18 protein-coding genes, 1 rRNA gene and 1 riboswitch are annotated in these 19755 nt (G+C 69.9%); of the genes, 4 read left to right on the forward strand and 15 right to left on the reverse strand.

Annotated features, from left to right (window positions below):
* The 7 genes from ACH34T_RS13640 to ACH34T_RS13670 form a co-directional block, all read right to left on the reverse strand.
* A 16S ribosomal RNA gene (locus ACH34T_RS13640) occupies positions 1–113 on the reverse strand; the annotation flags it as partial.
* Between the two features lie 717 nt (positions 114–830).
* On the reverse strand, positions 831–1187 hold the full coding sequence (locus tag ACH34T_RS13645) for a hypothetical protein (RefSeq protein ID WP_395992445.1): 357 nt from the start codon (positions 1185–1187) through the stop codon (positions 831–833).
* A gap of 63 nt (positions 1188–1250) precedes the next feature.
* Positions 1251–1838 (reverse strand): phospholipid scramblase-related protein, encoded by a 588-nt coding sequence (locus ACH34T_RS13650; protein ID WP_395992446.1) that lies wholly within the window; start codon positions 1836–1838, stop codon positions 1251–1253.
* A gap of 263 nt (positions 1839–2101) precedes the next feature.
* Positions 2102–2632: a phospholipid scramblase-related protein gene (locus ACH34T_RS13655; RefSeq protein WP_395992447.1), complete on the reverse strand. Its 531-nt coding sequence runs from the start codon at positions 2630–2632 to the stop codon at positions 2102–2104.
* A 307-nt stretch (positions 2633–2939) separates the two neighbouring features.
* Positions 2940–4568, reverse strand: a complete 1629-nt coding sequence (groL, locus tag ACH34T_RS13660) for a chaperonin GroEL (protein WP_395992448.1) — start codon at positions 4566–4568, stop codon at positions 2940–2942.
* Positions 4569–4840: 272 nt separating this feature from the next.
* Positions 4841–5179: a hypothetical protein gene (locus ACH34T_RS13665; RefSeq protein ID WP_395992449.1), complete on the reverse strand. Its 339-nt coding sequence runs from the start codon at positions 5177–5179 to the stop codon at positions 4841–4843.
* Between the two features lie 271 nt (positions 5180–5450).
* Positions 5451–5702 carry a hypothetical protein gene (locus ACH34T_RS13670; protein WP_395992450.1) on the reverse strand — a complete coding sequence of 84 codons (252 nt, stop codon included), beginning with the start codon at positions 5700–5702 and terminating at the stop codon, positions 5451–5453.
* A gap of 717 nt (positions 5703–6419) precedes the next feature.
* Here ACH34T_RS13670 and ACH34T_RS13675 point away from each other — a divergent pair.
* Positions 6420–6743 carry a hypothetical protein gene (locus ACH34T_RS13675; RefSeq protein ID WP_395992451.1) on the forward strand — a complete coding sequence of 108 codons (324 nt, stop codon included), beginning with the start codon at positions 6420–6422 and terminating at the stop codon, positions 6741–6743.
* 321 nt (positions 6744–7064) lie between these two features.
* Here the strand turns inward: ACH34T_RS13675 and ACH34T_RS13680 are convergent, their stop codons facing one another.
* From ACH34T_RS13680 to ACH34T_RS13695, 4 genes are all read right to left on the reverse strand, one after another.
* Positions 7065–7457 (reverse strand): hypothetical protein, encoded by a 393-nt coding sequence (locus tag ACH34T_RS13680; protein WP_395992452.1) that lies wholly within the window; start codon positions 7455–7457, stop codon positions 7065–7067.
* Between the two features lie 78 nt (positions 7458–7535).
* Positions 7536–7814 carry a MoaD/ThiS family protein gene (locus tag ACH34T_RS13685; protein ID WP_395992453.1) on the reverse strand — a complete coding sequence of 93 codons (279 nt, stop codon included), beginning with the start codon at positions 7812–7814 and terminating at the stop codon, positions 7536–7538.
* Positions 7815–7824: 10 nt separating this feature from the next.
* On the reverse strand, positions 7825–9069 hold the full coding sequence (gene thrC, locus ACH34T_RS13690; RefSeq protein ID WP_395992454.1) for a threonine synthase: 1245 nt from the start codon (positions 9067–9069) through the stop codon (positions 7825–7827).
* 16 nt (positions 9070–9085) lie between these two features.
* A riboswitch (SAM riboswitch) is annotated at positions 9086–9227 on the reverse strand.
* A 94-nt stretch (positions 9228–9321) separates the two neighbouring features.
* Positions 9322–10389: a cation diffusion facilitator family transporter gene (locus tag ACH34T_RS13695; RefSeq protein ID WP_395992455.1), complete on the reverse strand. Its 1068-nt coding sequence runs from the start codon at positions 10387–10389 to the stop codon at positions 9322–9324.
* Between the two features lie 146 nt (positions 10390–10535).
* On the opposite strand from ACH34T_RS13695, the gene ACH34T_RS13700 reads away from it, so the two are divergent.
* The gene (locus ACH34T_RS13700) at positions 10536–12065 is read left to right on the forward strand and encodes a trehalose-6-phosphate synthase (RefSeq protein ID WP_395992456.1); all 1530 of its coding nucleotides are present in this window, start codon (positions 10536–10538) and stop codon (positions 12063–12065) included.
* 60 nt (positions 12066–12125) lie between these two features.
* On the opposite strand, the gene ACH34T_RS13705 is transcribed toward ACH34T_RS13700, so the two are convergent.
* Entirely contained in the window at positions 12126–13151 is a 1026-nt protein-coding gene (locus tag ACH34T_RS13705) for a sulfotransferase family protein (RefSeq protein WP_395992457.1), read from the reverse strand.
* Between the two features lie 154 nt (positions 13152–13305).
* Complete coding sequence (locus ACH34T_RS13710) at positions 13306–13857, reverse strand: RNA polymerase sigma factor (protein ID WP_138650396.1); 552 nt, start codon at positions 13855–13857, stop codon at positions 13306–13308.
* Between the two features lie 52 nt (positions 13858–13909).
* On the opposite strand from ACH34T_RS13710, the gene ACH34T_RS13715 reads away from it, so the two are divergent.
* Both ACH34T_RS13715 and ACH34T_RS13720 read left to right on the forward strand, forming a co-directional pair.
* Complete coding sequence (locus tag ACH34T_RS13715) at positions 13910–16117, forward strand: serine/threonine-protein kinase (RefSeq protein ID WP_395992458.1); 2208 nt, start codon at positions 13910–13912, stop codon at positions 16115–16117.
* A gap of 166 nt (positions 16118–16283) precedes the next feature.
* Positions 16284–16880, forward strand: a complete 597-nt coding sequence (locus tag ACH34T_RS13720) for a PadR family transcriptional regulator (protein ID WP_395992459.1) — start codon at positions 16284–16286, stop codon at positions 16878–16880.
* A gap of 199 nt (positions 16881–17079) precedes the next feature.
* Here the strand turns inward: ACH34T_RS13720 and ACH34T_RS13725 are convergent, their stop codons facing one another.
* Both ACH34T_RS13725 and otsB read right to left on the reverse strand, forming a co-directional pair.
* Complete coding sequence (locus tag ACH34T_RS13725; protein WP_395992460.1) at positions 17080–18012, reverse strand: hypothetical protein; 933 nt, start codon at positions 18010–18012, stop codon at positions 17080–17082.
* Between the two features lie 787 nt (positions 18013–18799).
* Positions 18800–19618 carry a trehalose-phosphatase gene (gene otsB / locus ACH34T_RS13730; RefSeq protein WP_395992461.1) on the reverse strand — a complete coding sequence of 273 codons (819 nt, stop codon included), beginning with the start codon at positions 19616–19618 and terminating at the stop codon, positions 18800–18802.
* Positions 19619–19755: the final 137 nt, after the last annotated feature.

Genomic DNA, 19755 nt, shown 5'->3' on the forward strand with positions numbered 1-19755 from the left:
TACTCACCCGTTCGCCGCTCGAGTACCCCCCGAAAGGGGCCTTTCCGCTCGACTTGCATGTGTTAAGCACGCCGCCAGCGTTCGTCCTGAGCCAGGATCAAACTCTCCATTAAGGCCAAACGACCAACCGAAAAGGAGCGAACCTTCCCGGCCGGCCAAACCTCGGAAAACAATCCCAGCACCACAACCCCCCAAAACCAGGAGGGTTGCATTGCCTCAAAGAAATCCCCAACCACCCCCAGAAAACAAGGGTGGTTGCGGGGACGGCCCGATCGAAACCGGACCGTATAAAGGCACTGGCTTTTAACACGCTGTTGAGTTCTCAAGAAACGGACACCCACCGTGCTGGATTCGCTTTCGCGTTTCCCGCTCCGGGGTGACTCGCTTTACTTTACCGGATTCGGCCGAACTGTCAATTTCGACCTTTTCCGACACCTCAGCCGTTACCGCTTGCGCGGTTTCTTCCGGGGTGGTGAAGCTATTTCACCAGATTCGGCTCGATTGTCAAAACCGAGCCTTTCTGTCCCACCACAGCAGACCGGACGCGGCAGAGCCGCGTCGATTGGTACGGTGGTGGGTTCCCCTCGGGCCGGCCGCCTGTCGGCGTCCGCTACCCCGTGGGGCGAAGTGAACAGTATGCCCCTGAGGTGCGAACGTCAAACCGGCTCGCACGTCCGCGCGACGCCGAATCGGTCCGGCCGCCGACACGGCTCGACTCATGCACCCGTCCTACCTTGGGTTTTGTCCGGGTTTGTACCATCCTGGCGCCTGGGCAACGCACGCCAGGCCGCCAATATTTCTTTTTGGCAACGGCGGCGACGCGGGCTGGTTTACGGCTTGGCCAGGTATCCGCCGATGAAGAGGACGCCTTCGGCCAGCACCCAGACGAATGCCGCCGCGGTGAGAAGGGCGTCCAGCCGATCGGGCCGCTGCCGGACTCCCGGCACCGCCCATGCCGTCACGGCGACGACGGCGGCGAGAACGGCCACCGGCGCGGAGACGCGGACGGCGTCGTCGAATCCCGCGCTGCATCCAGGATCGCGCTGTTCGTCCTCGCCGCAGAAAGCGGTGGCGCCCCACCCGCCGAGGGCGGAGAAGGCCCAGAGTACGGCCAGCACGCAGTTCGCGATCGTCGGAATCGCCGGCGAGATCCACCAGCTGTTCGGACGCCCGGGCGTGGCCTGCACGAAACGGAACGTACCTCGCGGCGGCACGACCGGGAAGCCCTCTGCGAGAACGGCGGCCGTGGATCAGGTGATCTCTTTGGCCTCGTGCAGGTTCATGTCCATCACGATGGCCGTCATGACGGCCATGGTCCGCAACGGCTCGGGAACCGGGTCGAAGATTTCCACGGCGTACTTGTCGGCCGTCGTCAGCAGGTGCGTGGCGAGGCCGGCCCATTTCTTCCGGACGTGGGCGACCTTGGCCCCGTCAGTGTCGGTCACCTCGAAGTTGTTCCGCGGGACGTCCACCCCGACGGCGCCGATCAGGGTTCCGTCGCCGTCGTAGACGACGTAGCGGCGCCCGACCCGTTCGGTGACGAACGAGCCGAAGGCATCGCCATCCGGGTTGAGGATCTCGGTGTATTCCCGTCCGCGCTGTTTGTCGACGATCAGGATGGGGTCTCCGCCGGGCGTCGTCAGGATCACGGCCCGGGCGTCCAGGTTCGATTTGCCGCCGAGCACGCCACGCATGTCGGCGCGGCCCTGGTCGTCCGTGGGCGCCGCGATGGCGAGGACGACGCCGTCCCCGTCGAGCACCTTGTACCGCGATTTGGCGAACGGGCCCCGCCGGGGCTGTTCGACCTTGAGCACCGGGGAGCTGAACACTTCGTTCACGTGTTCTCCTGCCTCAACGGCCGCGCTCGCGGCCTCGCTGTTCACCGTCCCGGCGCGTCGGCACCCTGCGGTGCGCCGCGCCGCCCAAGCGGCGATCCTGCCAAGCCCGGCCCCTCAGCGGAAGCACCTTCCGGGAGCCGACCGCCCCGCCGACCGCCGCGCCGGGCGCTGGTCGCCGGGCTGACCTGCGCAGGCGACGTCGACCATGACGTCCGGGAAACGGACTTGTGTCCGCCGGGAGCCTGCATCCGGGCATCCGGGCATCAAGGTGACAGGCCGTCCAGGAAGTTCGGTACGTCCTTTCCCTCGTACAACATCAGGTCGAGGCCGATCGGCGCCGCCACGACGAGGATTCGCAGCGGGTCGGGCACCGTGCTGAAGAACGTCACCGCATAGCGGTCCGCGGTGGTCAGCAGTTCGGTCGCGGCGCCCTTCCATTTCTTGTCCACCTGCGCGACGTGGGCGCCGGCGTTGTCGAGCACCTTGAACTTCCTGGCGGTCTTGTTGCCTTCCAGCCGTCCGACAGGCTGTTCCGATGCGTCGAGCAGTACGTATCGCCATTGGTAGCCGTCCTGCCGGATCGAACCGTGCAGGGCGCCGTCCGGTGTGCTGACCCATGTCGCGCGGGTGGTCTTCGGTCGTTCGATCACCAGAACCGGTGTGCCCTGGGTGTTCTCCACCAGGACGGTCCGCTGGTCACTGCCGTCGAACAGCACGGCTCGCCACGCCTGGCGCTTGAGCGACACGAAGCGCTCCTCCGCTTTGGCCAGCAAGGTGCCGCCCGCGTCGAACACCTTGTACTGGGACTTTGCGGAGGGGACGCGGCGCGGCTGCTCGATCCTGAGCACGGGAGAACTGAAGAGATCGCTCACAGGTCCTCTTTACGCTGTCCGGCGGCTTGGACGTCCGGGCTGCGGGACGGGGCGGGCGGTGCCGCGGCCGGCCGTACACCCTGATCATCTTGTCTGACGTGCGAGCGGGAAGGCGGGTTCGCCCACGGACGCGCAAAAGGACGAACGAACGGACGAAGGGACGGCCCGTGGAGGGCCGTCCCTTCGCACATGCGCGCCGAGTCGGACGCGAGGACCTGATCGGGTCGGATCAGAAGTCCATGCCGCCGGCGTCGGGCATGCCGCCCGCCGGGGCCGGGTTCTTCTCGGGCTTCTCGGCGATGACCGCCTCGGTGGTCAGGAACAGCGCGGCGATCGACGACGCGTTCTGCAGCGCGGACCGGGTCACCTTGGCCGGGTCGAGGATGCCCGCGTCGAACATGTTGGTGTACTCGCCGGTCGCGGCGTTGAGGCCCTCACCCGGGGTCAGGTTGCGGACCCGCTCCACCACGACGCCGCCCTCGAGGCCGGCGTTGACGGCGATCTGCTTCAGCGGCTCTTCAAGAGCGCGCTTGACGATGTTCGCGCCGGTGGCCTCGTCGCCCGAGAGCTCCAGCTTGTCGAACGCCTTGATACCGGCCTGCAGCAGCGCGACGCCGCCGCCGGGGACGATGCCCTCCTCAACCGCGGCCTTCGCGTTGCGGACGGCGTCCTCGATGCGGTGCTTGCGCTCCTTGAGCTCCACCTCGGTCGCGGCGCCGGCCTTGATGACCGCGACACCGCCCGCGAGCTTCGCCAGGCGCTCCTGGAGCTTCTCGCGGTCGTAGTCGGAGTCGGTGTTGTCGATCTCGGTGCGGATCTGGTTGACCCGGCCCGCGATCTCGTTGGCGTCACCGGCGCCGTCCACGATGGTGGTCTCGTCCTTGGCGATGACGATCTTGCGCGCCCGGCCGAGCATGTCGACCGAGGTGTTCTCCAGCTTGAGGCCGACGTCCTCGCTGATGACCTGGCCGCCGGTGAGCGTGGCGATGTCGCCCAGCATGGCCTTGCGGCGGTCGCCGAAGCCCGGGGCCTTCACGGCCACGGACTTGAAGATCCCGCGGATCTTGTTGACGACCAGCGTGGCCAGGGCCTCGCCCTCGACGTCCTCCGCGATGATCAGCAGCGGCTTGCCGGACTGCATGACGCCCTCGAGGACGGGCAGCAGGTCCTTGTTGGCCGACACCTTGCCCTGAACGATCAGGATGTACGGGTCTTCGAGAACCGCCTCCATCCGCTCGGGGTCGGTCACGAAGTAGTGCGAGATGTAGCCCTTGTCGAAGCGCATCCCCTCGGTGAGCTCGAGCTCCAGACCGAAGGTCTGGCTCTCCTCGACCGTGATGACGCCTTCCTTGCCGACCTTGTCCATCGCCTCGGCGATCATCTCGCCGATCTGCGGGTCGCCGGCGGAGATGGAGGCCGTGGAGGCGATCTGCTCCTTGGTCTCCACGTCCTTGGCGAGCTTGGACAGCTCCTCGCTGACCCGCTCCACCGCGGACTCGATGCCCCGCTTCAGGGACATCGGGTTCGCGCCGGCCGCCACGTTCCGCAGGCCCTCGCGCACCAGCGCCTGGGCCAGGACGGTGGCGGTGGTGGTGCCGTCACCCGCGACGTCGTCGGTCTTCTTGGCGACCTCCTTGACGAGCTCCGCGCCGATCTTCTCCCACGGGTCCTCGAGCTCGATCTCCTTGGCGATCGACACACCGTCGTTCGTGATCGTGGGGGCGCCCCACTTCTTCTCCAGCACGACGTTGCGACCCTTGGGACCAAGGGTCACCTTGACGGCGTCGGCGAGCTGGTTCATGCCGCGCTCAAGACCGCGGCGGGCCTCCTCGTCGAACGCGATCATCTTTGCAGCCATAGGCTCCAGTCCTCCCGGAACAAGGTGGCTTAGACGGATCGAGCCGACGCCCGCGACGGACGGCCCCCGCCGACGACTGCCATTCCGCCGCCGAACTGAGGCCTCATCGCCCCGACCCAGACTGTGAAGTTGTCACTCTCCACAGCAGAGTGCCAACCGTTTGTTTAGCACTCTACCCTGCCGAGTGCAAGCGCCGCGCATCGTCGTCCACGGAACCGTCACCAGCCTGCCCCGACCCGTTCCCACCTGCGTCGGTGCCTCGTTTGGGCGTGTCAGGGGGGTGCCGCAGTGATCCACTGTGTGCGGCCGTCCGCCGGTATTCGCGGTACAGCTGCATTAATGCGCTGGTTCATGATCTCGTCGTCGCCGTCGATGCAGTGAGCATAGGTGCTCCGCAGCATGGCCACCGAGTGCCCAGCGCGAGCCGCCACGTTGGCGGCCGGCACACCGCCGTTCAGCCAGAGCGACAGGCATGCGTGGCGCAGGTCGTACAGCCGTTTGGCGAGGGGCGCGGCGAACTGCGCGGCGGTCAGGACGTGTTCGCCAGCTCGCCGCCAGACCGACTCGTAGCTGACCGGCGCGCGGCGATTGCCGCGCTGACTGCGGAACAACCGGCCGTCTTCGGCCGCGGTCCGAGCCAGCGGAACACCGAGTGTCGTCGCATGATCGACTTGGCCGCCGCCGGTTTTCCGTCCAAGTTGACCGCCATGCCGTCGGGGGTATTGCGCAACACCGCCGGGTCTTCCAGATCGGCCACGGGACGGATGACATGCTTGCCGAATTGGGCTGTTTTTGGATTACGGGGCGGCGGTGCCCGGGCCGGGCATCGCGCCATGTCCGCCGGTCCGCTCCGACCGGTCGCCACGGGTCGCGGCGCCGTTCTCAGTAACTGGGATTGCTGCCCTTCTTGAAAGCCTGCGCCACCATCTCCCGAACTTGTCGCCACAGGTGGCGATAGTTGGATGCGTCCAAGCCCTCGGCTCGAAAGACCGCCTCTGCGAACGAGTCCACGTTCGTCGGTGGTGAAGCGCGAAGCGCGGCCTGGTCCGTCGGGTCCAGACAAAACCCGAGACGAACGCACAGGTCATCAAGTAGGAAGCCGACATCCTTAGAAGTGAGCTTGGGAGTGTCCATGCGTTCTATGTTGGCCCACCGGCGCGGCAGGGCCAGAAAGGTCACGGGGGCCGCCGGACTTCACGCGTCTACAGTCCCCGGCAACGGTCGGGCCCTTGTCGGCTGCTCCACCGTCGAGAGATGATCGCCGCGAGCAGACGGAGGCGGGAATGTCAGTGATCGCACTCATGGCCGAGACAAGTCCGTCCCGTCCTACCGCGGGTGGCTGGCAGACGCTTCTTTTTGGTCTCGTGTTCTCCGCGATCGGCATCCCGCTCGCGACCAACTACCGCGGATTCCTGGATCGCTGGGCCCGAGGCCAGCCCGCCGTTCCGGCCAGCCTGAAGAAGCTGCCCCCATGGAAATGGGGATCACCGGAGCCCCGCACGACCATGCGAATCGTCGCGACAGCCTTCGCCGTTCTAGGACCACTCCTGGTCATCGTGGGACTCGCTCGCATCATCGCGGGGAACCCCTGACCATCGCCTCGCCACGATCAGTCGCCCGTTCGCAGGTCGGAGGGCGAGGCGGGGTCGCCTTGGTCGCTCTCCCCCTGCCGAGTGCAAGTGGCGGGCATCGTCGTTGCCGGAACCGTCACCGGGCTGACCCGGCGGGTCGACGTTGTGTTCGGTTGTGGTGCGGGGTGTTGTGCGGGCGTTGTTGGTGCGGGCTCATCGGCGGAGTGCTGGCGACAGCGTCCGATCATCTGTCAGCAGGACGGGCACAGGGTGGGGTTCGGTGGAGGCGGTCGCGGGCGTCGTCGCGGAGGCGGTGCGCGATCTGGGTGTAGTCGGCGGCCAGTTCGTCGCGGATGCGCCGGTCCTCGTCCGGTTCCAAGAGGAGCGTGGGCTCCGCGGACGGAAGGGCGTGCAGGACGGCGATGCGCAGATGCGTCGGCGGGTGGCTCTCGTCGACCCGGATGCGGCTCCGGGCGGAGACGCGGAGCCTGCGCTCGCGCTCGGAGGGCGGCCGGGCCGTCAGGGCCTGCGCAAGTCGTCCCAGTACAAGGCGTGTACGCGTAGCGCCGTGGTGAGGGAGATCACGCGGGCCGCGTCCCGTTGAGGGCGTGCGTCCGATGGCGCGCGGACGATCTCCTCGTAGAGTGCTTCGACCTTGCGGGACGACCATCGGTCGAAGCGTCCGCGCATGCCCGGCTGGGTTCCGGGGCGCGTCCAGGCTCCGTTCGCACGCGGCGCACCAGACCGGCAGCGGCGCCAGCGGGCCGGTGCAGTCGGGGCACCCGGTCAGGCATGATCACCTGTGTCATGGCGGGCGAGCTTAACCGCCCCATTCGGACTAGAGAGAGAATTGGCCGTTTCCGGTGCCTGGGCCGGCGGTCGGCTGAGCGGCGTCGTCGCGTTCCGTGGGAATGGGTTCGAGGTTTTAGGCGGCGCCGCATGGGGGGCCGCCGTTCAAGGAAGAGACGTCGGAGCCGGGGAAGGCGAAATGGTCTTCGACTGCCAGGGAGGCTGGGAAGAGGGCCAGGACGGCGGTTATGAGGGCGGGGAAGCAGAGGATCAGGGTCCAGCGGGGTGCTCGGGCACCGGTGAGGATCACGGCGCTGGCCAGGAGCGCTGCCAGGGCGGCGGACGTCAGGACGGAGATGGGCAGCCAGGCGCCGTAGGCGTGGCTCCATTCGACGGACTCGGGGTCGCGCAGGCAGGCGGCCCAGTGGTCGCGGCGGCTTCGGTCGTTGAGGGCGGACATGGCCCAGAAGCCGAGCAGGGATAAGCCCGTGAGGACGGGGGCGATAGCGCCGGCCCAGCGGTGCAGCACGCGGTGATCTTACGCCGTGGGGGATGCGGGAACCCGGTCCTGGCGCACGGTGGGGGTGCGACAGGACCGGGTCCGGTCTCAGCCGCCCGCGACGGCGGGGATGATCGAGATCTGGACGCCCTCCGGGGTCGGGGTGTCCAGGCCGTCGGCGAAGCGGACGTCCTCGTCCCCGACGTAGACGTTGACGAAGCGGCGGATCTTGCCGGCGTCGTCCAGGATGCGGGCGGAGATGCCGGCGTAGCCGGCCTCCAGGTCGGCGACGACGGCGCGGAGGGTGGCGCCCTCGGCCTTCACCTCCGACTCGCCGCCGGTGTAGGTCCGCAGGATCGTCGGAATACGGACGGACACGCTGCTCATGGTGCTCCTTTCAGGCGAGGCCCGCGGCGCGGAACGCCTCCAGGGACGGGGCGATGTTCGCGGACGGGGAGACGACGGGCGCGACGGCGTCCAGGGTCTTCAGGCCGTCCCCGGAGTTGATGATCACGGTCTCGGCGGACGGGTCGAGGGCGCCGGAGCCGATGAGCTTGCGGAGGGTCGCGACGGTGACGCCGCCTGCGGTCTCGCCGAAGATGCCCTCGGTGCGGGCGAGGAGGCGGATGCCCTCGACCACCTCGTCGTCGGTGACGTCCTCGACGGAGCCGTTCGTCCGGCGGGCGACGTCCAGGACGTACGGGCCGTCGGCTGGGTTGCCGATGGCGAGGGACTTGGCGATGGTGTCGGGCTTCACCGGGCGGATGACGTCGTGGCCCGCCTTGTACGCGTCGGCGACCGGCGCGCAGCCGGCGGCCTGGGCGCCGAAGACCCGGTAGGGCCTGTCCTCGACGAGGCCCAGTTTGATCAGTTCCTGGAACGCCTTGTCGATCTTGGTGAGCTGGGAGCCGGACGCGACCGGGACGACGATCTGGTCGGGCAACCGCCAGCCGAGCTGCTCGGCGATCTCGTAGCCGAGGGTCTTGGAGCCCTCCGCGTAGTAAGGCCGGACGTTGACGTTGACGAACGCCCAGTCGTCCTGCTCCCCGGCGATCTCCGACGCGAGCCGGTTGACGTCGTCGTAGTTGCCGTCGACGGTCACGAACGTCCCGCCGTACACGGCCGTGGTGATGATCTTCTGCGCTTCGAGGTTCGACGGGACGAACACGGCGCTGCGGATCCCGGCGCGGGCGGCGGCCGCGGCGACGGCGTTGGCGAGGTTGCCGGTGGACGGGCAGGCCAGCACCTTGAAGCCGAGTTCGCGGGCGGCGGCGAGTGCCACGGCGACGACGCGGTCCTTGAACGAGTGGGTCGGGTTGCCGCTGTCGTCCTTCACCCACAGGCTCTGCAGGCCGAGGCTCTCGGCGAGGTTGTCGGCGCGGACGAGGCGGGTGAAGCCCGGCTCCGTGTTGGGCGTGTCCACGATGCCGGCGGGGACGGGCAGCAGTCCCTTGTACCGCCAGATGTTGCGCGGCCCGGACTCGATGCTCGCGCGGGTGACTCCCCCGAAGTCGTAGGCGATCTCCAGGGGGCCGAAACACTCCTCGCAGGCGTAGAACGGCCCGAGGTCGCGGGTGGCGCCGCATTCGCGGCAGACGAGGGCGGTAGCCGGTCCGAGGTCGGTGGCAGGCGTTATTGCCATGCGGGCGAGGCCTTTCTTCCCATCTTTCCTGCGCCACCTTGGTCGCAGGCCGGAGTTGGCACCATCTCCCGGCCGGCCTCGCAGGATCGCGAGTGCGCTTCAGCCGGGTGGTTGCCGGGGCTTCGTCGGGCCGGTCCCTCCACCCCTCTGGATGAGCGATATTCAGTTGTGGTTACGAGCGCTTAGGACTCGTATGCGTGACTTTACATGAACTGACCGGATGCCAGACAGGTGGGTACGCCGATTGGGACGTTACCCCGGCGCGTTCTTGATCACGCTCGCTCCGCCGGACGGCGAGCCCTCGCCCTGAGCGGGCGCGCCTTGGGCGAGCGTGCCTTGGGCGGGCGTGCCTTGGGCGGGCGTGCCTTGGGTAGGCGTGCCCTGGGTCGGCGTGCGGTGGCGGGGTGTGCGCTGGGTTGGGTCGAGGAATACGTGGCGGACGGTCGGGATCCGTTCCCTGAGGCGCCGGTCGATCTCGCCGGCGACGTCCTCCGCCTGGTCGGCGCTGATGTCGTCGGAGAAGTGGACCTTGGCGGCGACGAGGATCTGCTCCGGGCCGAAGTGCATGGTGAGCAGCTCGTCCACGCCGGTCACGCCGGGCGCTCCGGTGATCTCGGCGTGGATCCGGCGCTGCGCGGCGGGGTCGGCGGCCTGACCGATGAGCAGGCCCATGCTCTCGCGTCCGATCGCGAACGCCAGGACGACGAGCAGCACGCCGATGAGGACGGACGCGAGACCGTCCCAGAAGTCCGAGCCGGTGAGCTCGCGGAGGGTCAGCCCGGCGGCGGCGAGCGCGAGGCCGATCATCGCGGCGGTGTCCTCGAACAGCGCGGTCTTGAACGTGACGTCGGGCGACCGGCGGACGTGGTCGACGAGGTCGCGGCCGTTGTCGCGGGTCTCCTTGCGCGCCTGGTGGTAGGCGCGGATCCAGGACGTCCCCTCCAGGACGGCGGCGAGCGCGAGGACGGCGTAGGCCAGCCACACGCTCGTCCCGGTGCCGCCGTGGCCGGTCATGGTCAGGACGCCCTCGAAGACGGAGAACCCGGCCCCCGCCACGAAGATCCCGAACGCGGCGAGCAGCGACCAGAAGTACCGCTCGTTGCCGTAGCCGAACGGGTGGCGCCGGTCGGGGGGACGTTCGCTGCGCCGGAGGGACGTGAGGAGGAAGCTCTGGTTGAGGGTGTCCGCCACGGAGTGCGCACCTTCCGCGAGCATCGCGCTGGACCCGGCCAGAAGCCCGGCGATCAGCTTGGTGACGGCGAGGATGAGGTTCGCGGCACCGGCGACGAGCACGGTCTTCATCGTCTCGGACCTGCTCATCCCGATCGGGTACCCGCCGCATTCCCCGCTAATCGCGGCGAAGCGGACGATGAAGGCGCCGGTGGCGCCGCCGTGGGCCGCACCGCACCGCGAGGGTCGTGCGGGTCGCTTTGAAGGGCCTCGACGCCAACTGAGACCCTGCCGGTATGAGCCAAGTGCTGGTCGCATCGAACCGGGGCCCGGTGTCGTTCTCGCTGTCCGAGGACGGAGAGCTCACCATGCGGCGCGGGGGCGGCGGGCTGGTATCTGGGCTGGCCGCCGTCACCGGCACACCCCGCGAGCCGAATGCACCACGCGATCCGGGCACGGCCCGGGGTTCCGGTCTGGGACGCGGTGCGGGGGTGGGGGTGGTGCCGTCCGCGGAGGTTCCGGGTGTGTTGTGGGTGTGCGCGAGCATGGGGGAGGCCGATCGGACGGCCGCTCGCCGTTCACCAGACGGCCGCATCGACCTCGCGGGCTACGAGACGGGTGGCGCGGCGGTGCGGATGCTGGACATCCCCGCGGGGACGTTTCACCGCGCGTACAACGCCGTCGCCAACTCGACGCTGTGGTTCGTCCACCACCTGCTGTACGACACTCCGCGCAGCCCGCATTTCGACGCTCGCACCCGCCGCGACTGGCAGTCATACGAGGCGTACAACGCGGCGTTCGCGGACGCTCTGGCGCGTGACGCCGCGCCTGGCGCGAAGGCAGCGATTCAGGACTACCACCTGTCGCTGGCACCGCGGATGCTCCGCGACCGGCGTCCCGACCTGAGAATCGTGCATTTCTCGCACACGCCGTGGGCGCCGCCTGAGTACTACCGGCTTCTCCCGGACGACATCGGCTCGCAGATCCTGCTGGGCATACTCGGCGCCGACCATGCGGGGTTCCTCACCGAGCGGTGGGCGTCCGCGTTCCTCGACTGCTGCGAAATGCTGCCGGGTGCGCGCGTCGACCGTGCCGCCCGTACCGTCACCTGTTCAGGGCATGTCACGCGCGTAGGCGTCCATGGGCTCGGCGTCGACGGGACGGCGTTGCGCCTACGCGCCGCTGAACCGGACGTCGCGGAACGGGCGCGCGCGCTGCGCGAACAGGTGGGCGGCCGTCAGCTCATCGTGCGGGTCGACCGGACGGAGCTATCCAAGAACATCGTGCGCGGGCTCGCCGCCTACCGCGAGTTGCTCGTCAACCATCCCGAGTGGCGCGGGCGGGTGGTGCACCTGGCGTTCGCCTACCCGTCGCGCTACGACCTGCCCGAGTACCGGGAGTACACGGCGGCCGTCGAGCGGACGGCGAAGCAGATCGGCGACGAGTTCGGCACGGCGGACTGGGACCCGCTGATCCTCCAGGTGAACGACGACTACCCGCGTTCCCTCGCCGCCTACGGGCTCGCCGACGTGCTGCTCGTCAACCCGATCCGGGACGGGATGAACCTGGTCGCGAAGGAGGGGCCGGTGCTGTCGGAGCGCGGTTGCGCGCTCGTCCTGTCCAGGGAGGCGGGGGCGGCGGCGGAGCTGTCCGAGGACGCGCTGACGGTCAACCCCTTCGACGTGTCCCAGACCGCCGAGACCCTGCATCACGCCTTGCTGATGCCGCGCGCCGAGCGGTCCGAACGGTGCGGACGCCTGGCCGCCGCCGCGACCGCCCTCCCGCCGCAACGCTGGTTCGCCGACCAACTCGCAGCCCTCGACTGACCAGCCCCGCCGCCCTCGACCGACCCGCTCGCAGCCCTCGGCTGACGAGGACGAAGGCGGTCAGTGGGCGGAGGCGGCGGTGGTCTCCGGGGTCAGGAGGCATTCCACCGGGTTCGGCTCGTGGCGCTGCTTCCAACGTTCGCGCAGGCCGGCCTTGCTCTGCGCCATGCGGCGATGGGTGCTGATCTTGGCGAAGCGGGTGAGCTGGGACGCGGGCGGCTTGGGCAGTCCGCTCGGCTCGTAGCCGTATTCGGCGAGCCGTTCGCCGAACGCGGCCTCCGCCAGGCTGATCTGCCAGGAGTCGAGGCGCTGCGCCCACGAGCCGACGCGGGTGGTGGTGACGGCGCTCTTCGTCCGTCCGTGCCATTCCTTGCGCGGCGAGACGGTCTCCTGCGCGAGGCAGCCGGGGTCGGTCATCGCCGGGTCGAAGTCCTCGCCGAGGAATCCACAGAGCCTGGTCAGCTCGTCGGCGGGGTCGGCGACGAGACGTTCGTACTGCATCTCGTAGTACGCGTCGGGGCCGAGGCGCGCGGCCAGGCGGCGGCCGTGGTCGATGGCCTCCCGCCACACGCAGACGGCGTGGTGGACGTCCCCGTCGTACCAGGGCACCTCCAGCAGGGAGGCGACGCAGTCCCGGCCGTCCCGGACGAGGTGGACGAACTGCGCGTCCGGGAACATCCGCAGCAGCGTCCCGACATGCCGGTAGTAGCTCGGACGCTTGTCGCCCCAGCGCGGCTTGCCGAACCGGCGCGCGTAGGCGCGGAACACGACGCCGATCGCCGAACCCAGCGTGGGCGGCCCGGCGACGATCTCTGCGGCGACGTCGGCGGCGTCCAGGCCGAGCATGTCGAACTTCGTCGACCGGTCACCCGTGATCCAGTCGGCCAGCGCGCGTCTGTTCTCCCTGACCCCGAGGTCACCGAACTCGCACCTCGCCGCATAGGCGGGGAGGAGGATCTTCGTCTCCACGGGGATCGCGATCCGGGGGTGCGAGTGCAGCATCAGCTGAAGCAGCGTCGTCCCCGAACGGGGACACCCGAGGATGAAGATCGGACGGTCGGGGCGGGGGTCCGGGCCAGATGACATGCACGGCATCGTGGCCCAGACGCCCGCGGAGCGGCCGGGGTCATGGACGCACTGTTGCCGACCGATTACCGACGTTTGACGCCCGTCAGCCGTCAGGAGTCGCCGAGCTCAGTTGCAGGAGCCGCCGCGCTCAGCCGTCCGGAATCGGCCGCGCTCAGTTGTAGGAGTCGCCGAGCGTCTGCCTGACCTGCTTGCGCGCCTCGTGGATGCGGGACTTGACCGTGCCGAGCGGCAGCCCGAGCTGCTCGGCGATCTCCGCGTACTCCAGCTGGGACACGTCCCGCAGGACGAGGGCCTGGATGAGGTCGGGCTTGCGGGCCTCCAGGTCCTCCATGGCGTCGAGGATGTCGACGCGGGAACCGGCGATGACGCTGGTCCGGCGCGGGTCGGGCCGCTGCTGCGGCAGCTCGCCCGCCTGCTCCACCGAGCGGCGCTTCAGCGACCGGTAGGTGGAGCGGGCGGAGTTGGCGACGACGACGTGCAGCCACGTGCTGAACCTCGACCGGCCCTCGAACCGGTGGATGTTCCGCGCGACCTGGAGCAACGCGTCCTGGCAGGCCTCCTCCGCGTCCTGCCGGCAGGGCAGGAAGCGGGAGCTGTGCCGCAGGACGTCCGGCTCGATCTTGCGGAGAAGCTCGTTGAGGGCGCCCTGGTCGCCCGCCGCGGCCTTGACCGCAAGCTCCTCGGTCCTCTCGTCGAATGCCATGCCGCCTCAATGCTTGTTCGCACACTCACCCCGTTGTTGGGATGATACGGGAGTGTCTTTCCCACCATCAGTAGGCCGTTACCGGATCGAACGCGTCCTGGGTTCGGGGGCGTTCGCCTCTGTATGGCTGGGGCACGACGACGCCCTGGACTCCCAGGTGGCCATAAAGGTCCTGTCCGGAAGCCTGATCGACGATCTCGATGTACGCAACCGTTTCCTTGAGGAGGCCCGGATCCTGCGCCGCGCCGACTCGGAGCGGCTCGTCCGCGTGCACGACATCGGGGAGCTGCCGGACGGACGGCCCTACTTCGTGATGTCGTACGCGGACCGCGGGACGCTCGGCGACCGCATGCGTGAGCGGCCACTTCCGGTCAGCGAGGCGATCGCGCTCGCCGAGGAGATCGCGTACGGCGTCGAGGTGATCAACACGCTGGGCGTGATCCACCGGGATCTGAAGCCGTCCAACGTGCTGTTCCAGTCGACGGCGGACGGCGGCGAGAAGCTGCTGATCGCCGACCTCGGGCTGGCGAAGGCGCTCGCGCACGCGTCCGGGGCGTTCACGCTGCCGGTCGGCACGCCCGGGTACATGTCGCCCGAGCAGGCGAGGTTCGGCGGCGGGCTGGACGTCCGCGCCGACGTGTACGGGCTCGGCGCGCTGACCTACCACATGATCACGGGACGGGCGCCGGGACCGGCGCCCGTCAAGTCGCCGCCGAGCGAGCTGCGCGAGGGCGTTTCGGCCGCGTTCGACCAGGTGGTCCTGCGGGCCCTTGAGGTCGAACGGGAGAAGCGGTGGCCGACCGCGGAGGCGTTCGCCGAGGCGCTGTCCACGCTGCGTCCGACGACGGCGCCCGGCGTGCCCGCGCCGTCGTACGCGCCGCCGGTGCCGCACATCGACGCGGACGCGACCGTCCAGGACTTCTACCGCGACGGCCAACGCGTCCGCCCGCCCGCCTCGGCGCAGGCCGCATCCCCCGCACAGGCGGCATCCCCCGCTCAGGCACCCGTCCAGGGGCAGGCGGCCGCTCAGGGGCAGGCGCCTGCTCAGGGCCAAGGTCAGGGGCAGGCGCCCGGTCAGGGCCGGGGTGTCCCTGGGGGCCCGGGTGGTGGCGGGCCGCGGGACATGCAGACGCGGTTCGACCAGCCCGCCGAGGACGACGCCCGAACGTCCGAAATGCGCCTCCCGCCGGGGGCGCCGGAAGGTGAGCAGACGGTCGTGGACGACCCGAGCGCACGGGCCACGCCGTTCGGGCAGGCGGAGCCGTCGACCACCCCCGACAACGGCCGTGCGGGACCGATGCAGCCGCCGTATCCAGGTCCGGCGCAGCCGCATGGCCACGGGCAGGGTCCCGGCGGCAACACCGACGGCAAGACGGCCGTGTTCCCGACGCAGCCCCCGCAGAACGGCGCGCCGCAGGGCATGCAGCAGCCGATGGGTCCGGGCCCGGGCGGTCCGCAGCCGTACGGAGGGCAGCAGGCCCCGCCGCCTCCCACCGGTTTCCAGGCTCCTCCGGCACCGGTCCAAGGCCAGGGTCAGGGGCCGGGGGGCAAGTCCGGTCTGCTGGGCAGACTCCGAGGCGGCGGTGGAGCTGGCGCCGGTGCCGGTGCCGGGGCCGGACGGTCTGGCGGCGGTGGCGCCCCGAAGAAGTTCGTCACGCCGCTGATCATCACCGTGGTCGTCCTGGTGGTCGCGCTGATCGGCGGGCTGACCCTCGGCCTGCTGTTCTCCGGCGACGACAAGGGCGGCGACAAGGACAAGAAGAAGGCCTCCGAGATACCGAAGGACTTCGCCGCGATCTCCCACAACGCGGGCAAGATCAAGGCCGCGGTGCCGAAGGCCTGGCCGAAGGGCACGCAGGAGTCGACGTGGACGCCGTCCACCGTCAACCTCAACGACGCGCAGGCCCGTCCGGTGCTTCGCGCGACGCCGAACAAGGCCGCGTTCCTGGGCGACGGCAAGGGCCCGGGCGTCTTCATCGGCGTGACCACGGACGTGCGGGACGGCCGGTTGCCGCCGCCGGGCGTGTCCGTCCACTCGCAGTGCACGAAGGCCGAGCCGGAGAACTACACCACTCCGGACAAGGCTCTCAGCGGGACGATCACGCGCTTCACCGCCTGCAAGGTCGGGACGCTGTCCGTCACCGAGGTCGGCCTGCGGGACAAGTCGGGCAAGTTCGGGCTGTGGATTCGCGTCAAGGAGACCGACGACCGCCAGGCGACGAAGGACATCCTCGACAGCCTGAAGGTCACGGGCCCCTGAGGCCCGCCGCCGCCCCTCACCCCCCACTGACCTGCCCCGAGAAGCGGGCGGCGACATCGCCGTCCGCTCTCTTCATGTTGCCGTCCTGAGAATCGGTGTTGCATCGCGACCGGTTTCCGATATATCGTTAATGCATCGCAACCGATTACTAATGAAGGAGACTGCGATGCACGAGCACAAGACGAGACGGCGCGGCGGCTTCCGGGGACCCCAGGAGCGCGGGCGCCGCGGAGACCCGTTCGGAGCATGGGGGCCCGGCGGTCCGGGCGGCCCGGGATTCGGTCCCGGCCATCGCGGACGCGGTGGACGCGGACGGCGGACCCGGCGCGGGAACGTCCGGGCGGCACTGCTGGCCCTGCTCGCCGAACGCGCCATGCACGGCTACGAGATGATCCAGGAGCTGGACGAGCGCACCGGCGGCGTCTGGCGGCCGAGCCCCGGCTCGGTCTACCCGACCCTCCAGATGCTGGAGGACGAAGGCCTGGTCAGCAGCCAGGAGGACGGCGGCAAGCGGCTGTTCTCCCTCACCGACACGGGCCGCGAGGAGGCGTCCGCGCAGACCACCGTCCCCTGGGACGAGGTCACCGAGGCCGCCGGAGAGAACGTCCTGCGCGGACGTGAGGCGATCGGCCAGCTGATGGTCGCCCTCCAGCAGGTCATGGCGGTCGGCAGCGAGGAGCAGAAGGCGCGTGCGCTGGACGTCGTCAACGACGCCCGCCGCCGCCTCTACGGCATCCTCGCCGACGACCCCGAAGCCGAATGAACCCAAGCGGCAGGGCGACCCCGAAACGCGAGGCGAACTCGAACAGCGAGGCGACCCCAAGCGGCAAGGCGAACGGAGCCCGCGAACAGGGCGTACACGAGAAGCAGTACAAGCACGAAGCGAAGCGGAGCGACACGAAGCGGAGCAAGCTCGCACCGACTGGAGCCGCCGCGGCCCGAACGGCCGCGGCGGTTCCGCGTCAACTCGGGAACGGAGCCTGTTTCGCGAGCTGGTCGGCCATGTAGAGCTGCTTCCACACGTACAGCCCCATGTCGTCGCGGGTGATCTCACGCTGGACGGGGACGTCCACCGTGGCGCGCACCAGGTACGTCGAGCCCGGCGGCATGTACTTGTCGCCGCCCTCGCCGGAGATCAGCTCGCCGCCGCTCAGCCGCCGCACGACCCGGCTCTTGGTCGGCGGCGTGCACATGTCCTCGGGGACGCCCGCCTGCGGCATGCAGCGTCCCTGCGCGTTCGATGCGACGAGGATGCGCTTGACGAACACGTCGCCGGGGAAGTCGAGCAGCACCTTCTGATTCGTCGGATTCGTCAGGAGGTACTCGACGTAGGCGAACGACGTCCCGGACGGCGGTGACTGGAACGTGGTCACGCCGTCGTTAACGCCGCTGGTCACCGTCGCGATCCTGTACTTGGACCCGTCGGCCGTACCGACCTCGATGGCCTTCCCGGCGCGGGGCAGCGGTCCGCTCGGCCCCCGCTGGGCGGTCGCCGACCCGTTTTCGGTTCCGGTGCCGGTGCCGCCGTCCCCGGAACCGCGTGTCAGGACGAGCCCGATCGTGACCAGCCCGGCCAGCACGAGAACACCCGCCGCGACGAGGCCGCTGCGCCGTCCGGCCCGCCGACGCGCCCCACCCTCCCGCGACCGCTCCGCCGCCCGCCCTCGTCCCTGCGGCCGCTCCCGCTCCGCGCCCCGATCGCGTGCCCGTGAGCGTCCACGCTTCGCGGCCCGCCCTTGTACCGGTGGCCGCTCCTGCTCCGGACCCCGCTCTCGCGGCCGCTCGCGCTCACGCTCACGCGATCCGAGCCGCACCTGGACGCCGCTCGTCTCCCGGACACCCATCGCCCCGATCGCGGACGACGACTCGTCCCACTCGTCATAGACACCCCGCACCCCATTGGCCTGCGAGCCTTGCGCATTCGGCCCCAGCACCGCGGGACCAGTCTCCGACGAGCCGAACACCGACCGCGGCCCGGCCACTTGCGGGCCCGGCATCGCCTGCGCGCCCGCCCCCGCCACGCCTAGCGCATGCGAGCCGGTCCCCTGAGAACCCGGCACTTGCGAGCCAGCCACATGCGGCCCCGGCACTTGCAAGCCGGCCGCCTGCGGGCCCGGCGCTACCTGCGAGCCCGGCGCTACCTGCGGACCCGGCGCTACCTGCGGACCCGGCGCTACCTGCGGACCCGGCGCTATCTGCGGGTTTGGCGCTGCCTGTGGGCCCGGCGTTGTGTGTGGGCCCGGCGTTGTGTGTGGGCCCGGCGTTGTGTGTGGGTTTGTGCTGGGTGGGGTCTGTGGGTGCGAGGCCGGTGGGGTGGTGGGGGCGTGTCGGATGGGGTGGGTCGGGGCGCCGGGCGGGATCGGGGCGATCGGCGGGGGCTGCGGGGCAGGGTGCGGGGAGCGTTCGGGGTGGATCGGTGTGCCCTGCGTGGGCGTGGCCTTGGCGGGGATGCCGTGGGGAGGCGTATTCCTGATGTCGCCTGGACGGCGCGGGGCTCCCGGTTCCGTGCCCACCGTCAAGCCTCCCCATGGTCGCGTGTGGTCCGCCGTGAACCACACATACCGCTATTTTGACCCAGTTGGACGTACGATCCACGCGCGCCCCCGAGGTCACGTGAGATCCGACAAAACCGCGGGCGACTCTTGTCACTCGTCCAACAACAGGAACAGTCAGGGATTTCCGTCAGAGGGAGTCGGCGAGCGATTCCATGAGGTCGACGACGCCGGTCGGTCCGTCCACCACCAGGTCGGCCCGTTCGGCCAGTGCTGTGACCTCGGTGGATCCGCTGCAGACCAGGACGCCTGGCACGCCCTCGGCGCGCAGCGAGTCGACGGCGTCGAACGCGGCGAGGTCGCCGAGGTCGTCCCCGGCGAACAGGACGGCGGACGGACGAACTCCGCGGTCGGCGACGAACGCGCGCAGCGCCATCCCCTTGTTCATGCCGGGCGGGCGCAGTTCGAGGACGAGGCGTCCCGGCTCCAGGGTGAGACCGGTGCGTTCGGCGAGCGCGGCGAGGATGCTCCGCAGCCGTTCGAGCGCGACCAGCGGCTCGGCGCACCGGCGGGTGTGGACGGCGAGCGCCTGCCCCTTGTCCTCGACGAAGGTCTCGGGCGGGGCGCCCGCGGCCGCGAGGACGCCGGGCAGCTTGGCGCGGGCCTCGGCGACGCCGGGCGACGGGTCCGGCACGGTCAGCCTGCCGGACTCCCAGCGTTCGAGCCCGTACTGCCCGAGGACGACGAGCCCGTCGATGCCGTCCAGTCCGCCGTAGTCGACGGCCACGGCGGCGGGACGTCCGGTCACGATCACCACGGCGCCGACCAGCGGGGCGAGCCGCGCCAGCGCCGGGGCCGCGCCCGGATGGGCCCGGGCCGAGGCCGGGTCGTCGACGATCGGCGCGAGCGTGCCGTCGAAGTCGAAGCCGAGCACGGCCTCGGCCGGGGCCTTGCGGATCGCGTCGAGGCCGTCCGTTCCGGCGGCCGTCACAGAGCGGGGAGTCTTCACAGGACCAGTGAACCTTCTTCGCCCGGCTTGTCGCCAGGGCCGCGCTGCGTGGCGCGTCGGCCGGGACGACAGGACTCTGCTCGGGTGAGAAAGGTTCGCGCCGAGGCGCTTCGGTGCCGGTCAGGGGGCATGCGGTC

The organism is Actinomadura sp. 9N215 (assembly GCF_044326345.1).
Taxonomy (GTDB): Bacteria; Actinomycetota; Actinomycetes; order Streptosporangiales; family Streptosporangiaceae; genus Spirillospora.

Excerpts from the sequence above, each read along its gene's own strand:
- groL (WP_395992448.1), bottom strand. The coding sequence starts at position 4,568 with ATGGCTGCAAAGATGATCGCGTTCGACGAGGAGGCCCGCCGCGGTCTT.
- ACH34T_RS13670 (WP_395992450.1), bottom strand. The coding sequence starts at position 5,702 with ATGGACACTCCCAAGCTCACTTCTAAGGATGTCGGCTTCCTACTTGAT.
- ACH34T_RS13685 (WP_395992453.1), bottom strand. The coding sequence starts at position 7,814 with ATGAGCAGCGTGTCCGTCCGTATTCCGACGATCCTGCGGACCTACACC.
- thrC (WP_395992454.1), bottom strand. The coding sequence starts at position 9,069 with ATGGCAATAACGCCTGCCACCGACCTCGGACCGGCTACCGCCCTCGTC.
- ACH34T_RS13695 (WP_395992455.1), bottom strand. The coding sequence starts at position 10,389 with ATGAGCAGGTCCGAGACGATGAAGACCGTGCTCGTCGCCGGTGCCGCG.
- ACH34T_RS13700 (WP_395992456.1), top strand. The coding sequence starts at position 10,536 with ATGAGCCAAGTGCTGGTCGCATCGAACCGGGGCCCGGTGTCGTTCTCG.
- ACH34T_RS13705 (WP_395992457.1), bottom strand. The coding sequence starts at position 13,151 with ATGTCATCTGGCCCGGACCCCCGCCCCGACCGTCCGATCTTCATCCTC.
- ACH34T_RS13710 (WP_138650396.1), bottom strand. The coding sequence starts at position 13,857 with ATGGCATTCGACGAGAGGACCGAGGAGCTTGCGGTCAAGGCCGCGGCG.
- ACH34T_RS13720 (WP_395992459.1), top strand. The coding sequence starts at position 16,284 with ATGCACGAGCACAAGACGAGACGGCGCGGCGGCTTCCGGGGACCCCAG.